This window comes from Pseudomonas gozinkensis, assembly GCF_014863585.1.
Classification (GTDB): Bacteria; Pseudomonadota; Gammaproteobacteria; order Pseudomonadales; family Pseudomonadaceae; genus Aquipseudomonas; species Aquipseudomonas gozinkensis.
In genome coordinates this window covers 4,664,274-4,678,287 of the sequence record NZ_CP062253.1, presented here as the reverse complement: position 1 = coordinate 4,678,287, position 14,014 = coordinate 4,664,274, and the positions used below count along the sequence as shown (strand labels likewise).

Below are 14,014 nucleotides of genomic sequence, written 5' to 3'. Positions count from 1 at the left end.
GATTTAGATGCCTTGGGAAATAGTCAGCGTCGGCACGCAATGGAAGTCTACGATGCTGGTGGCCAGACAGCCGGACTCCGTGATGACACGGAACGCCGCTACGTCCAAGGCACGATGTAGAAATGTTTCAACCTGATCGGAGATGCCGGTGACGCCAGCGTTGAGAAAATACATTCCGGGTGTCAGGTTGCAGGAAAACTGAAACTGGACCTGTACGCTGCTGCCGGCCTCGACCCATTCGACTGAGTCTGCTACCGAAGGCGCGGAAACCGCACCGCCGAGTTCCGCACCGCTCACGGTCTTGATCAGCATGCCGAACCGGACACGTTCTGAAATGGTAGAAAAGTCCACGGTGTAGCGGTAGAGATAGCTGCGTCCGCGAACCAGGTTGTTCACCTTGATGCCGGACTCGGTAAAAATGCCAGCGTCTCGAATGCGCGCACCCTTGTCTTCATATTCGATTGTGCTGTTGGGCTTGAGATCGGGGTCAAAGCTCTCCTCAATCTCTAGTTCGGACTCTGGCGGTGCCAGCGCCTCTGTCTGAGGGTCGATACCTGTTGGGGCCTGCCCCGAAATGATTTGCTGGCGAATGATTGCCCGGCGGTCTGCGGCGGCATACAGCATCTTCTGATAATTGCCCACGACCTGTTTCGGTGCGCCTTCGGTCAGTTTGTCGCCGCTGTCGAGCAGGATTGCCCGGTCGCAAAGTTCGACGATGGCGCTGCCCGCGTGGGACACGAACAAAATCGTCGCGCCTTGTTGTCGAATGGCCTCAATTCTGGAAAAGCACTTGCGTTGAAACAATTCGTCACCAACCGAAAGTGCCTCGTCGACGATAAGGATTTCCGGGTCGGCGTTAATGGCCACCGCGAAAGCAAGTCGCACCGCCATACCGCTGGAATAGGATTTGACCTGTTGATCGATGAACTCGCCAATGTCTGCAAACGCTTCGATTTCGGCGAAGCGCTGATCGACTTCCTGGCGGCTTAGTCCAAGAATCGAGCCATTTAGATAAACGTTTTCTCGACCGGTAAACTCTGGATTGAATCCAGATCCCAGCTCCAGCAGGGCGGCAATTCGTCCATTTACTTCAACCGTGCCTTCGGAAGCGGTGAGCGTGCCACAGATGATCTGCAGCAACGTGGATTTCCCGGAGCCGTTTTTTCCGATAATTCCCACGGTTTCGCCGCGAGAAACTTCGAAATTAATGTTCTTGAGTGCCCAGAACTCGCGATAGTACTTGACGTGGGCGTCCTGAAGCCGGTTTCTGATCGGGGCCAGAAGCAATTGCTGAAGGCGCTGACGAGGGCGTTCGTAGATGTGAAAACATTTGCTCAGATTTTCAACACGAATAGCCAGATTCGATGCGGGCACCGATGCTTCAGTTGGATTCGTTGCTAGCAATTCAGAGGACATCAGCAAAACCCGATCTTGTTTTCTGGAACCACGCATAACCAGCTGCGGCGACTAATAGGGCAATGAGCAGGTAAACACCAAGCCCCATGAAATCAGGCAATCTTCCCCAAATCACAACTTCCCTCATTTGTTCGATAATGAACGTGAGGGGGTTGAGCAAAATGAGGGTCTGATATTGCTCGGGCAAGGAATGCAACGGGAAAAAGACTGGCGACAGGAACAGCATTACAGTCGTGATAATTCCGGTCGTCTGGCCCACGTCCTGCAGATAAACCCCCAGCGATGCCAGTATCCATGCCAGGCCCAGCGTCAGTATCAGCAGAGGCAGCATGACGACCGGAACCAGCAAGGTAGTCAGATGAGGTATGCCCTGGAAAATACAGTACGCAAGAACGAGGACAGTCAGGCTGATCAATCCATGAAAAAGCGCTGCACCTAAAGTTATGATGGGCAAAACTTCCAACGGGAAAACTACTTTTTTCACGTAGTTGACGTTGCTCAACACAATGCTTGGTGAGCGATTGATGACCTCTGCGAAAACGGCGTGCACGATCAGGCCGGCGAACAGCATGATCGCAAACATGGTTTTGCTTTCTTCGGTACCAGCCGGAGTGATACCCCAGCGCGACTTGAATACAACAGCGAATACAAAGGTGTAGACACTCAGCATCATCAATGGGTTGAGAAAAGACCAAAGCAGACCTAGCACTGAGCCCCTGTATCGACCGATAACCTCACGCTTGGTCATCTGATAGATCAAGTGACGGTGCAAAAACAGATTTTTGGACAGGCCGTACAGGCTCGATGTCTTTTGCGGAACACTCATTAAAATACCCAAAAGAATGAATTTGTGAACGCTGGAAAGCAAAATTGACGCATTAGCTGCAGGGAGTTCCAGGATGCGGAGTTTCGTTCAAGGTGATTGAATCCATCGCTAGATCTTCCTGAACAAAACGGCCATGACCAGGCCGAGATTGCCGAGCAGGGTTTGCCGGTAAAACCGGCTTTTCAACATCAACGTTACTCTGGTTGTCAACGGCGCGCTGCGAGCCTGTTCAAAGCGTTGGAGGCTTGTCAGATTGTGATCGGTCAATCGCTTTTGAAGTCTGTTCAACGCGGCAATGTTTGTGTTGTTCCAGTCGTGCAGCGAGCCTTTGAGCATGTTTGTCAGGCGACGCATTCGACTCATAAACGAAGTGTTGGCGCCAATAACGTTTTGAGCATGCTGGCGATAGTCCAGGGTCGGAACCGGATCGTAGAAGACGCTTCCCCCACAGCCACTGATAAGCAAATAAGCCCACCAGTCATGGCAAACCAGTTGCGCATCAATGGGGGTTTCTACCAGCAAGGAACACGCCGCCTGATTGATCAGCATCGTGTTGCCACCCGCCAGACTCTGCATCAGCGCGTTTTCGAAACTTGGACGCTTGGCGAACAATGGAGAAAACCCGATAGCCCGCCCCGTCGTATCAATGATCCGAGTGCGGCCGCAATACAGGGATGGGATTTCACTGGGTTGGTGGCGCTGCCAGTCCAATGCGTTTTGCAGCTTCGCAGGGTGCCAGATGTCATCCTGGTCACAAAACGCGTAATACGTATGCTCACCGCAAGCCTGTCCGAGTACAGAAAGGAAATTGATCGAGAAGCCGCGCTCGGGTCCCTTGCTTATTTTCAGCCGCTGCGAACCCCATGCCTCGCGGTACTGTTGCAGGATTTCAAGTGTCTCGTCCGTAGAGCCGTCGTCCGAAGCGTAGACAGTCCAGTCTGGATGGGTCTGCGCAGCAATAGAGTCGAGTTGCTCCTTGAGAAAACGTCCGCCATTGTAAGTACAGAGTAATATGGCCACATCCCCGGCATCTTCTGCGGGGCTGCTCAGCGTTGTCACTGTGGCGGGCAGCGGTTGATTTGACACAAGTTTGAGCGCTCTTTCCATGGTGGCGAATTGGTTTGGACATCGTCGCGAAGCTGATTAGTTTACCGGGTTTATCAAGGTTTTACACGGCGCGAATTCGCGTGCGGATCGGGTCGGGCGCCAGGGAAAAGCGAGTGGTACCCTTTCTCGCGCTTCCTCCCATTTGTCGCGAGGCGTTTGACCCGCAGACAGGCTTTCGATACGCGTAATACTTTTGACCGTGATGCTTGGGGCTGGATGAGCTGTATGCCATCATTCAGGTACATGAATTATTGGCTCGTGATCGCTGTCGAACCTTGATTCGGGCATGGCACTTTTCAGGGCATCGATTTCTGCGCACCGGAGGCACCAGTCTCTGGGAGGATCAGGCTGCGATGCTTCAGGTAAGGGAGAAAACCTATTGAGCGAAGAGTTTATGGATAGAGTGAAGACACGGCTGCTGGGGTTGCCTCGGCGTCGAAAGCGTTTGTTGCAGGTGGCCACAGACATCGTTTTGGTCTGGGTTGCCTTGTGGCTCGCGTTTATCGTGCGTCTAGGGATAGACGACATGTACAACCCGCTCAAAATTCATTTGTGGCTTTTTGCGTCTGCACCAGCCATTGCAATTCCTCTCTTTATTCGTTTCGGCATGTATCGTGCCGTGATGCGTTATTTCGGCAATGATGCGCTGATTGCTATCATCAAGGCTGTCAGTCTGTCCTCATTGATCCTTGCGCTCGTCGTTTTCTGGTACAGCAATCATGAGGCCGTAGTACCGCGATCCATCATTTTCAATTACTGGTGGTTGAGTCTGGTCATCATCGGTGGCCTGCGCCTTTGCATGCGTCAATACTTCATGGGCGACTGGTTCACTGGCGTCCAGCACGTACCGTTCACAAATCGTGACGACGGTCTGACCAAGGTCGCCATCTATGGTGCTGGCGTGGCGGGTAATCAATTGGTTGCCGCCTTGCGCATGGGGCGTGTGATGCGGCCCGTGGCGTTTATTGATGATGATGCAAGTATTGTCGATCGATCCATTTCGGGTCTGCAGGTCTATAAACCCAAACATATTCAGCAGATGATCGATGTAACGGGGGCGCAGGAGATTCTGCTGGCGCTGCCTTCCTCTACTCGTGCCCGTCGTCGGGAAATCCTCAACCTGCTGGAAGGTTTTCCGCTGCACGTTCGCAGCGTTCCCAACTTTACTGACCTGGCCAGTGGCCGGGTAAAAGTAGAAGACATTCAAGAAGTCGATATTGCCGACCTGCTAGGTCGTGACGCGGTGCCGGCTCAGCCTGATTTGCTCGAGCGCTGCATCAAGGGCAAGACGGTGATGGTTACGGGCGCAGGGGGGTCGATCGGGTCCGAACTATGCCGGCAGATATTTTCGTTGCAGCCGACGACGCTTCTGCTGTTCGAACATAGCGAATTCAACCTCTACAGTATTCTGTCGGAGCTCGAGCAACGTGGCAGTCGTGAATCGACGCCTGTTCGTTTGCTGCCGATCCTCGGTTCGATCCGGCATCAGGACAAGCTGCTGGACGTGATGAAAACCTGGAAGGTCGACACCGTTTATCACGCGGCAGCCTACAAGCATGTGCCGATGGTCGAGCACAACATCGCCGAGGGCGTGTTGAATAACGTGATCGGCACGCTCAACACGGCGCAGGCGGCGTTGCAGTCGGGCGTTTCGAATTTCGTGCTGATCTCGACTGACAAGGCCGTTCGTCCGACCAACGTCATGGGCAGTACCAAGCGTCTTGCGGAACTCACGCTTCAAGCGTTGAGCCGTGAAGTCGCGCCAGTGTTGTTCGGCGACAAGGCCAATGTGTCCCGCGTCAACAAGACCCGCTTCACCATGGTCCGTTTCGGCAATGTACTGGGATCGTCCGGCTCGGTGATTCCGCTGTTTCACAGCCAGATCAAGTCCGGCGGCCCGCTGACGGTCACCCACCCGAAAATCACCCGCTACTTCATGACGATCCCGGAAGCCGCCCAACTGGTGATTCAGGCTGGCTCCATGGGGCAGGGCGGCGACGTATTCGTGCTGGATATGGGCGAGCCGGTGAGAATCGTGGAACTGGCCGAGAAAATGATTCATCTGTCCGGTTTGAGCATTCGTTCCGAACGCAATCCGCAGGGCGATATTTCCATCGAGTTCACGGGTTTGCGTCCCGGGGAAAAGCTTTATGAGGAACTGCTGATCGGCGACAACGTTGCCGCGACGCCGCATCCGATGATCATGACCGCCAGTGAGGATCACTTGCCATGGGATGTTCTTAAGTCCCGGTTGGGAGAGCTGCTCGCTGCTGTCGATGCGGATGATTACTCCCGCGTCCGCCAGCTTCTGCGTGAAACCGTGAGTGGCTATACCCCTGACGGTGAGATCGTTGACTGGATTCACCAGCAGCGCCGTCTCGAACCCTGATTGTTTCACATCCTGTAACGGACGCGTTTTTGACAGGCTCCCGCAATCGCCTAAGTTTGGAGAGCAGCTTCGGAAAAGCTGCTTTCTCAATTGATGATGGAGCGTCACTTATGCGTACCGGCTATTTCTACTCCCTGATTTTTGCCTTGCTGACCAGCACCTCGATTGCCGCCATTGCTGCGCCTCTGGCTTCCTCGGAAGCGAACAAGGCGCCCGTGGTGATGGACGTCTCAGCCACTTCTGAAAATCAAAAGGTCAATCTGAACGGTGCCGACGCGGCCACTCTGCAAAAGGAACTGGCAGGGGTAGGCGAGGCCAAGGCGAAAGCGATTGTTGCTTATCGTGAAACAAACGGGCCATTTGCATCGGTGGATGAATTGCTGGAAGTGAAAGGCATCGGCAAGGCGATCCTGGATCGCAATCGCGACAAGCTGGAAGTGAACTAAGCTGATTGTTCAACGCCAAGGGGCCGGTCATTGACCGGCCCTTTTTGCTTCCAGCTTCTTTGAAACGGCGCAGGAGGGCGACAGCCTTTCCGTCGGAAAATACAAAATTACGGCTATCATATTGCTTTGAGATTATGCCTATAATAATTTCAGTCGCCACTGAGGCCGCCTGCTTTTCAGCGGTCGCTCATTCCTCACGCATTCCAGGAGTATCGTCATGAATTCCCCGAAATCCCAAGGCACGGCGCTGGTCACTGGCGCTTCTTCCGGCATTGGTGCGGTGTATGCCGAGCGGTTGGCGGCACGTGGTTTTGATCTGCTGCTGGTAGCTCGCGATCAGGAGCGTCTGGAGTCCGCGGCCGGCAAGCTGCGAGACGCACATGGCGTTCAGGTTGAAGTCCTGAAAGCTGACCTGACGCAAAAGGATGAAGTGCTCAAGCTTGAGCAGCGCCTGCGCAGCGATTCCAGCATCAGCCTGCTGGTCAACAATGCGGGGGTTGCAGTCAATGGCTTGCTGGCCAACGCCGATCCTGAGGTGCTGGAGCAACTGATCCAGTTGAACGTCACCACGATGACCCGGCTGGCAGCCGCAGCAGCCTCGGCGTTTACCCGCGCCGGGCGCGGCACGATCATCAACATTGCGTCGGTGGTCGCCTTGTTCCCCGAGCGTTTCAACGCCACCTACAGCGCCAGCAAGGCTTACGTGCTGAGCCTGACGCAATCGCTCAATACCGAACTTGAAGGCACCGGGGTCAAGGTGCAAGCGGTACTGCCGGGTGTGACCCGCACCGAAATCTGGGAGCGCTCCGGGTTCGATGCCAGCGGCATTCCGGCGGAAATGGTCATGGAGGCGGGCGAGATGGTCGATGCCGCGCTGTCCGGTCTGGATCAGGGCGAGCTCGTCACGATTCCTTCGCTGCCCGATGCAGGCGAGTGGCAAGCCTTCGTCGCCGCCCGTCATGTGATGGCGCCCAACCTGTCCCACAGTTCGGCGGCCAGCCGTTACAAGTAAAAGTCTTTTGAGTCACGAGAGGTCAACCCGATATGGATCAGTGTCGAGTAGTTGTTACGGGTATGGGCCTGGTTTCGCCCTTGGGAAGCGGTGTCGAAGTCGTCTGGCAGCGTCTGCTGGCCGGGCGTTCGGGATTGCGAAACCTGCCGGAAGCGGTGATTGCCGATCTGCCGACCCGGGTCGGCGGCGTGGTGCCGACGATGGAGGAGGACGCCGAAGCGGGTTTCGATCCGGATCGCGCCACGCCGCCCAAAGAACAGAAGAAAATGGACCGTTTCATTCTGTTCGCGATGGAGGCTGCACGGCAGGCGCTGGAGCAGGCCGGCTGGCATCCGACCGACCCCCGCGCTCAGGAGCGCACAGCCACCATCATCGGTTCGGGGGTCGGCGGATTCGGTGCGATCGCCGATGCCGTGCGTACCACCGACAGCCGTGGCCCGCGGCGCTTGTCGCCATTCACCATCCCGTCGTTTCTGGTCAACCTTGCGGCGGGGCATGTCTCGATCCAGCACGGACTCAAGGGGCCGCTCGGGGCTCCGGTGACCGCGTGTGCGGCTGGCGTGCAGGCGATTGGTGACGCCGCTCGACTGATTCGTGCCGGTGAGGCCGATATCGCGGTATGCGGCGGTGCGGAGGCGTCAATTGATCGAGTCAGTCTCGCCGGCTTCGCGGCGGCTCGTGCTTTGTCCAGCGGCTACAACGACACGCCTGAGCGCGCTTCACGCCCGTTCGACAGCGGACGTGACGGTTTCGTGATGGGCGAAGGCGCCGGGTTGCTGGTGATCGAGTCGCTGGATCACGCACTGGCGCGCGGCGCACAACCGTTGGTCGAACTGGTCGGTTACGGCACCAGCGCCGACGCCTATCACCTTACAGCCGGGCCGGAAGATGGCAGCGGTGCCCGGCGGGCGATGACTCTGGCGCTGAACCAGGCCGGTATCACCCCGGATCAGGTGCAGCATCTGAATGCGCATGCGACCTCGACGCCGGTGGGCGACCTCGGTGAACTGGCGGCGATCAAGTCAGTGTTTGGCACGCAAAACGCAATCGCCGTGACCTCGACCAAATCCGCGACCGGCCATCTGCTCGGAGCGGCGGGAGGTCTGGAAGCGATCTTCACGCTGTTGGCGATCCGCGATCAAATCGTACCGCCTACCCTCAACCTGGAGAATCCCGATCCGGCAAGCGAAGGCGTGGATATCGTCCACGGTCAGGCGCGGTCGATGCCGATCGAGTATGCATTGTCCAACGGGTTCGGTTTCGGTGGGGTCAATGCCAGCGTACTGTTCAAGCGCTGGCGGGCTTAGTCTTCCGACCGTTTGAGGTGTTCGCGGGTGACGTCCAGGATGCGTTGCGCAAACCCGGCATCCGCGACACTGCGAGACAGCAGGAGCGCCCCCGCCAGAGTCGCCATGATGACGATGCTGCGCTCGGCGGCGTTCTCGCCCTCAAGGGTGCCTTCGATCTGGTCCAGGCGAGCCTTGAGCACTTCATCGCTGGTCGGGCTCGGCTGGCCACGCAATCCCAGTTCCGAAGAGATGGTCAGCAGCGGGCAGCCTTCATGCGGCGTGGTCTGGTGCCACTCGGACAGATATGTGTCGATGAAGGCTTCCAGCGGTTTTTCCTGGGCGAAGAGTTCGGCACACAGCCCCGCGACCTGGTCACCGGCTGCTTGCAGGGCTTTCTCTACCAGGTCGTCCTTCGATTTGAAATGCGAATAAAAGCCGCCATGGGTCAGGCCCAGCGCCTTCATCAACGGTTGCAGACCGGTTGCACCAATGCCGTCCTTGCGAAACCGCTCGGACGCTTCCTTGATAATGCGCTGATGGGTCTGGGCTTTATGATCCTGCGAGTAACGCATTTAAACTCTCCGCAACAAGATCGCCATCTTAACCAATGCAAATTGAATGGTGACTGTACTTCTACTTCTAAAAAAGCGGCCGGTGAATCCAACATGTTCGCAACAGCTGCCAGCGGTTGGCACGGATAGTGGTTGCAGCTCTCAAAGTTGCCATCACTTGAGGAGCAGGAGAATCATGTACAAAGACTACCCGGCCGCCTATCAGGTCAGCAAAGGCTCGGCGTTACAGGTCAATGCGCCGTTTTACGAGCGGATTCGCGACCACAAGGACGGGCGCACGCTGATCGAACAATTCGAAGTGCCGATCCGCACCGGGCGTGCCTGGCATGTGCCGGCGGGGCATGTGTTTCGTGTCACCACACCGGTCGGGCCCCAGGTGGGCGATTTCAATGTGTGGAACGCACACGATCCGCGTGAACGGATGTGGGCGGCGCGCACCCGGCAACTGCAGGGCGCACATGTCAGCACCCATGACCGCCTCTGGTCGAACCTGCCTTTTCTGCGTCCGCTGGTGACAATCACCGATGACAGCCTGGCCGGCTACGGCATCGACGAGCATGGTGGGCGCCTGCACGATTTGCTCGGCACGCGCTGCGATCCTTATGTGAACAAAATGCTCACCGGCGAGGATTTCCATCATCACTGCCATTCCAACCTGACCCGCGCCGTGTTGCCCCATGGTCTGACCGAATTTGATGTGCATGACGTGCTGAACATCTTCCAGTGCACCGGCCTGAATCACGATGACCTGTATTTCATGAAGGCCTGCCCGGCGCAGAAGGGCGACTACCTGGAGTTCTTCGCCGAAATCGATCTACTGTGCGCGCTGTCGACGTGTCCGGGTGGCGATCTTTCACTGGCGATGTGGGGGCCGGACGCGCAGGACCCGCTGACCGTGTGCCGTCCGCTCGGCGTGGAAATCTATCGTTTGGACGATACGTTACTCGAGGGCTGGAGCCAGCCGGAACGCGCGGCATACAAAGGCCTGCATGGGTTGCACATCGCCAAGGCCGAGTGGGAAAAATAATCGCCACAAAAAACAAACCCCGCCGATTCAGGCGGGGTTTTTCGTTCAGCGGTCCTGCGCGTCCTTGATGTCCGCTTCGGCATTGCGTTCAGCGACGCGCTTGCGTTGTTCATCGGTCAGTTCGACCTTGTTGGCGGTGTCACGCAACATCATCAGACCGCCGACGATCGAGCCGATTGCAACGACCAGAATCAACCAGGCATACCAGGGCATAACGGCTCTCCTTAAAGACAGGTCGACGGGCGAGGGTTTCGCCGTGCAACGCTGCATACCACTTTGAGCGAAGTGCATTCGCAGTGGTTCCATTCTAGGCCGGTTATGCCCGTCGCGGTTTACAGTCCGGTGAGCATCGCGTCTGCCGGGGCGTTGGCGCGCAACTGGCCGGTCAACAGGAAGTAGCCGAAGCCGACCGCCATGAAGCCGAGGAAGATCAGCCCTATCAGCGCATTGAACCAGGCCATCGCCACCAGGCATACCACGGCCAGCACCAGTGCAATCAGCGGAATCAGCGGATAGCACGGCGCGCGGAAGGTGCGTTCCAGATTCGGTTCGGATTTACGCAGTTTGAACAGGCTGAGCATGCTCATGATGTACATCACGATCGCACCGAATACCGCCATGGTGATCATCGCGGCAGTGAGGGTCATGCCGCCGAGATTGATCAGGCCGTCGCTGTAGATCGCCGCGATACCGATCACGCCGCCGGCGATGATGGCGCGGTGCGGGGTCTGGAAGCGCGACAGTTTCGCCAGCGAGGCGGGCAGGTAACCGGCGCGGGCGAGGGCGAAGAATTGCCGCGAGTAGCCAAGAATGATCCCGTGGAAACTCGCCACCAGCCCGAACAGACCGATCCAGACCAGCATGTGCAGCCAGCCGGAGTTGTCACCGACCACGGTTTTCATCGCTTGTGGCAGCGGGTCGTTGATGTTCGACAGGGTGCGCCAGTCACCGACGCCACCGGCGAAGAACATCACGCCCATCGCCAGCAACACCAGGGTCAGAATGCCGCTGATGTAGGCCTTGGGAATCGTGCGTTTCGGGTCCTTGGCTTCTTCGGCGGCCATGGCCGCGCCTTCGATGGCGAGGAAGAACCAGATCGCAAACGGAATCGCCGCGAACATCCCGGCAATCGCCGGAGCACCGAAGATGTCCGAGCCGGCCCAACCGTTGAGCGCGAAGTTGCTGAAGCTGAAGGCCGGGGCGACCACGCCCATGAACACCAGCAATTCGGCAACAGCCAATACGCAGACGATCAATTCGAAGGTCGCGGCCAGTTTCACCCCGAGGATGTTCAGGCCCATGAAGACAATGTATGCGCCGACCGCCGCGTGTTTCGGATCGAGGGCCGGAAACTGCACGTTCAGATACGCACCAATCGCCAAGGCAATTGCCGGCGGGGCAAAGACAAACTCGATCAGCGTTGCCAATCCGGCGATCAACCCACCTTTTTCACCGAAAGCCCGGCGACTGTAGGCAAACGGCCCGCCCGCGTGGGGGATCGCCGTGGTCAGTTCGGTGAAACTGAAGATGAAGCAGGTGTACATGGTCGCGACCATGAACGAGGTCACCAGGAAACCCAGCGTCCCCGCGACGCCCCAGCCATAACTCCAGCCAAAATACTCCCCGGAAATCACCAGCCCCACCGCAATGCCCCACAGGTGCAACGTGCCCAGCGTGGGTTTGAGTTGTGTGTTCATGCGTTTGCTCCCTGAACGGTTTGGAAAGCTCGGGGAAGGGCGTGTGCAGCGGGCGTGCCATTTTGTATTGGCGGGTCGCAATGAGCTGAAAGCTGTCGTATCGGGGATGTTCGCGGCGCAATGCCCACAAAATCGTGCGCCAGTTGGGTGCGATGTTGTCTGTGCTGCCGTCTTCGCGGGCAAGCCCGCTCCCACAGGTATCAGCGGTGTCCGGACGTGCGCATTTCAAAATGTGGGAGCGGGCTTGGTCCGGGCGGCGATCCGACGAAGAGGCCCGTCCATACAGCGCAAAACTCTGCTGTAACGCCCGCGTAAACCCACTCTTTACGCTTTCTTTATGCCCCGCACACACCCTCGGTCTCGTTCCTTTACAGCCTCCTTTCCGACAATGCCTCCACACGCGGCAATACGCCGTAACACGGAGATCTTCCATGAGCGTTCTGGACGGGGTGTCACTGCTGCTGGCAGTGGGGCTGTTCATTTATCTGTTGGTTGCGCTGTTGCGCGCGGATCGGACTTAGGAGCGGCTATGCACAGTTATGACTATTGGCTGATCCTCGCATTCTTCGCGGTGGTCTTGCTGCCGGCGCCGTTCCTCGGGCGCTTCTACTACAAAGTGATGGAGGGCCAGCGCACCTGGCTGACGCCGATTCTCGGTCCGGTCGAGCGCGGCTGTTACCGCATCGCCGGGGTCAATCCACAGGACGAACAGAGCTGGCAGAAGTACACGCTGGCGCTGCTGGCATTCAACCTCGCCGGTTTCCTGCTGCTGTTCGCGATCCTGCTGTTCCAGGATCACCTGCCGTTGAACCCGCAAAACCTGCCGGGCCAGGAGTGGACCCTCGCGTTCAACACCGCCGTCAGCTTCATGACCAACACCAACTGGCAGGCCTACAGCGGCGAAGCGTCGCTCAGCTACCTGAGCCAGATGGTCGGCCTCACCGTGCAGAACTTCGTCAGCGCCGCCACCGGCCTCGCCGTGCTGGTTGCGTTGTGCCGTGGCATCGGGCGCAAATCCACCAAGACCCTGGGCAACTTCTGGGTCGACATGACCCGCGCCACCCTCTACGGCCTGTTGCCGCTGTGCCTGCTGCTGGCGCTGTACCTGGTGTGGCAGGGCGTGCCGCAAACTTTCGCGCAGTACGTAAATGCGCTGACGATGCAGGGCGTTGATCAGGTGATCCCGCTCGGCCCGGCCGCCAGCCAGATTGCGATCAAGCAACTGGGCACCAACGGCGGTGGTTTCTTCGGGGTCAACTCGGCGCATCCGTTCGAGAACCCGACCGCGTGGAGCAACCTGTTCGAGGTCGCGTCGATCATCCTGATCCCGGTGGCGCTGGTGTTCACCTTCGGCCACTACGTGAAGGATCTGCGTCAGAGCCGCGCCATCATCGGCTGCATGCTCGCGCTGTTCATCATCGGCGGCGCGACTTCGCTGTGGGCCGAATATCAACCGAACCCGGCGCTGAACAACATCGCCGTCGAACAAACCGCGCCGCTGGAAGGCAAGGAAGCGCGCTTCGGCACTACCGCGACCGTGCTCTGGTCGGTGACCACCACCGCTGCGTCGAACGGTTCGGTCAACGGTATGCATGACAGCCTCAATCCGCTCAGCGGCATGGTCGCGCTGGTCAACATGATGGTCGGCGAAGTGATCTTCGGCGGTGTCGGTGCGGGGCTCTACGGCATGTTGCTGAACGTGCTGATCGCGGTGTTCCTCGCCGGCCTGATGATCGGCCGCACCCCGGAATACCTCGGCAAGAAACTCCAGGCCCGTGAAGTGCAACTGCTGGTCGTCACCCTGCTGGTGATGCCGGTCGGCGTGCTGGTGCTCGGCGCGATCGCCGCGAGCCTGCCGGGCCCGGTGGCGGCTGTGAGCAACCCCGGTCCGCACGGTTTCAGCCAACTGCTCTACGCCTACACCTCGGCCAGTGCCAACAACGGTTCGGCGTTCGGCGGCTTCGGCGCCAACACCGCGTTCCACAACCTGATGCTCGGCCTGGGCATGTTGATCGGCCGCTTCGGTTACATCCTCCCGGTACTGGCTTTGGCCGGCAGCCTGGCGATGAAGAAAACCGCACCGATCAGCCAGAACAGCTTCCCGACCCACGGCCCGCTGTTCGTGACCCTGTTGACCGTGACCATTTTGCTGGTGGGCGGCCTGACCTTCTTGCCGACCCTCGCACTGGGCCCAATCGCTGAACACCTGAGCATGGGCTTCTAAGGAGCTGAT

At 58.1% G+C, this 14,014-nt stretch carries 13 protein-coding genes; 7 read left to right on the top strand and 6 right to left on the bottom strand.

Going from position 1 to position 14,014, the window contains the following annotated elements; genetic code table 11:
* Positions 1 to 3: 3 nt before the first annotated feature.
* The 3 genes from IHQ43_RS20745 to IHQ43_RS20735 form a co-directional block, all read right to left on the bottom strand.
* Positions 4 to 1,416 (bottom strand): ABC transporter ATP-binding protein, encoded by a 1,413-nt coding sequence (locus tag IHQ43_RS20745; protein WP_192561936.1) that lies wholly within the window; start codon positions 1,414 to 1,416, stop codon positions 4 to 6.
* Positions 1,406 to 2,242: an ABC transporter permease gene (locus IHQ43_RS20740; protein WP_192561935.1), complete on the bottom strand. Its 837-nt coding sequence runs from the start codon at positions 2,240 to 2,242 to the stop codon at positions 1,406 to 1,408. Before IHQ43_RS20740 ends, IHQ43_RS20745 begins: the two co-directional genes overlap by 11 nt.
* Before the next feature lie 108 nt (positions 2,243 to 2,350).
* Positions 2,351 to 3,328, bottom strand: coding sequence for a glycosyltransferase family 2 protein (locus tag IHQ43_RS20735; protein ID WP_244142222.1), 978 nt, complete (start codon positions 3,326 to 3,328; stop codon positions 2,351 to 2,353).
* A gap of 415 nt (positions 3,329 to 3,743) precedes the next feature.
* On the opposite strand from IHQ43_RS20735, the gene IHQ43_RS20730 reads away from it, so the two are divergent.
* The 4 genes from IHQ43_RS20730 to fabF all read left to right on the top strand — a co-directional run bounded on the left by IHQ43_RS20730 (position 3,744) and on the right by fabF (position 8,503).
* Positions 3,744 to 5,738 (top strand): polysaccharide biosynthesis protein, encoded by a 1,995-nt coding sequence (locus IHQ43_RS20730; protein ID WP_192565038.1) that lies wholly within the window; start codon positions 3,744 to 3,746, stop codon positions 5,736 to 5,738.
* A 110-nt stretch (positions 5,739 to 5,848) separates the two neighbouring features.
* Positions 5,849 to 6,184: a ComEA family DNA-binding protein gene (locus IHQ43_RS20725; RefSeq protein ID WP_192561933.1), complete on the top strand. Its 336-nt coding sequence runs from the start codon at positions 5,849 to 5,851 to the stop codon at positions 6,182 to 6,184.
* A gap of 217 nt (positions 6,185 to 6,401) precedes the next feature.
* The gene (locus tag IHQ43_RS20720; protein WP_192561932.1) at positions 6,402 to 7,196 is read left to right on the top strand and encodes an SDR family NAD(P)-dependent oxidoreductase; all 795 of its coding nucleotides are present in this window, start codon (positions 6,402 to 6,404) and stop codon (positions 7,194 to 7,196) included.
* A gap of 32 nt (positions 7,197 to 7,228) precedes the next feature.
* Positions 7,229 to 8,503, top strand: a complete 1,275-nt coding sequence (gene fabF / locus IHQ43_RS20715; RefSeq protein ID WP_192561931.1) for a beta-ketoacyl-ACP synthase II — start codon at positions 7,229 to 7,231, stop codon at positions 8,501 to 8,503.
* Here the strand turns inward: fabF and IHQ43_RS20710 are convergent.
* Entirely contained in the window at positions 8,500 to 9,057 is a 558-nt protein-coding gene (locus tag IHQ43_RS20710) for a TetR/AcrR family transcriptional regulator (RefSeq protein ID WP_192561930.1), read from the bottom strand. The two genes, fabF and IHQ43_RS20710, sit on opposite strands and share 4 nt — an antisense overlap.
* A 175-nt stretch (positions 9,058 to 9,232) precedes the next feature.
* Between IHQ43_RS20710 and IHQ43_RS20705 the strand changes: the two genes are divergently transcribed.
* Positions 9,233 to 10,084 (top strand): urea carboxylase-associated family protein, encoded by an 852-nt coding sequence (locus IHQ43_RS20705; protein WP_192561929.1) that lies wholly within the window; start codon positions 9,233 to 9,235, stop codon positions 10,082 to 10,084.
* 45 nt (positions 10,085 to 10,129) lie between these two features.
* Here the strand turns inward: IHQ43_RS20705 and IHQ43_RS20700 are convergent, their stop codons facing one another.
* Positions 10,130 to 10,297, bottom strand: coding sequence for a DUF2897 family protein (locus IHQ43_RS20700; RefSeq protein WP_007950938.1), 168 nt, complete (start codon positions 10,295 to 10,297; stop codon positions 10,130 to 10,132).
* A gap of 119 nt (positions 10,298 to 10,416) precedes the next feature.
* Complete coding sequence (gene eat, locus IHQ43_RS20695) at positions 10,417 to 11,781, bottom strand: ethanolamine permease (protein ID WP_085607188.1); 1,365 nt, start codon at positions 11,779 to 11,781, stop codon at positions 10,417 to 10,419.
* A gap of 431 nt (positions 11,782 to 12,212) precedes the next feature.
* On the opposite strand from eat, the gene kdpF reads away from it, so the two are divergent.
* Positions 12,213 to 12,302, top strand: a complete 90-nt coding sequence (gene kdpF / locus IHQ43_RS20690) for a K(+)-transporting ATPase subunit F (protein ID WP_007950940.1) — start codon at positions 12,213 to 12,215, stop codon at positions 12,300 to 12,302.
* An 8-nt stretch (positions 12,303 to 12,310) separates the two neighbouring features.
* Complete coding sequence (gene kdpA, locus IHQ43_RS20685) at positions 12,311 to 14,005, top strand: potassium-transporting ATPase subunit KdpA (protein WP_192561928.1); 1,695 nt, start codon at positions 12,311 to 12,313, stop codon at positions 14,003 to 14,005.
* The last annotated feature ends 9 nt before the right edge of the window (positions 14,006 to 14,014 follow it).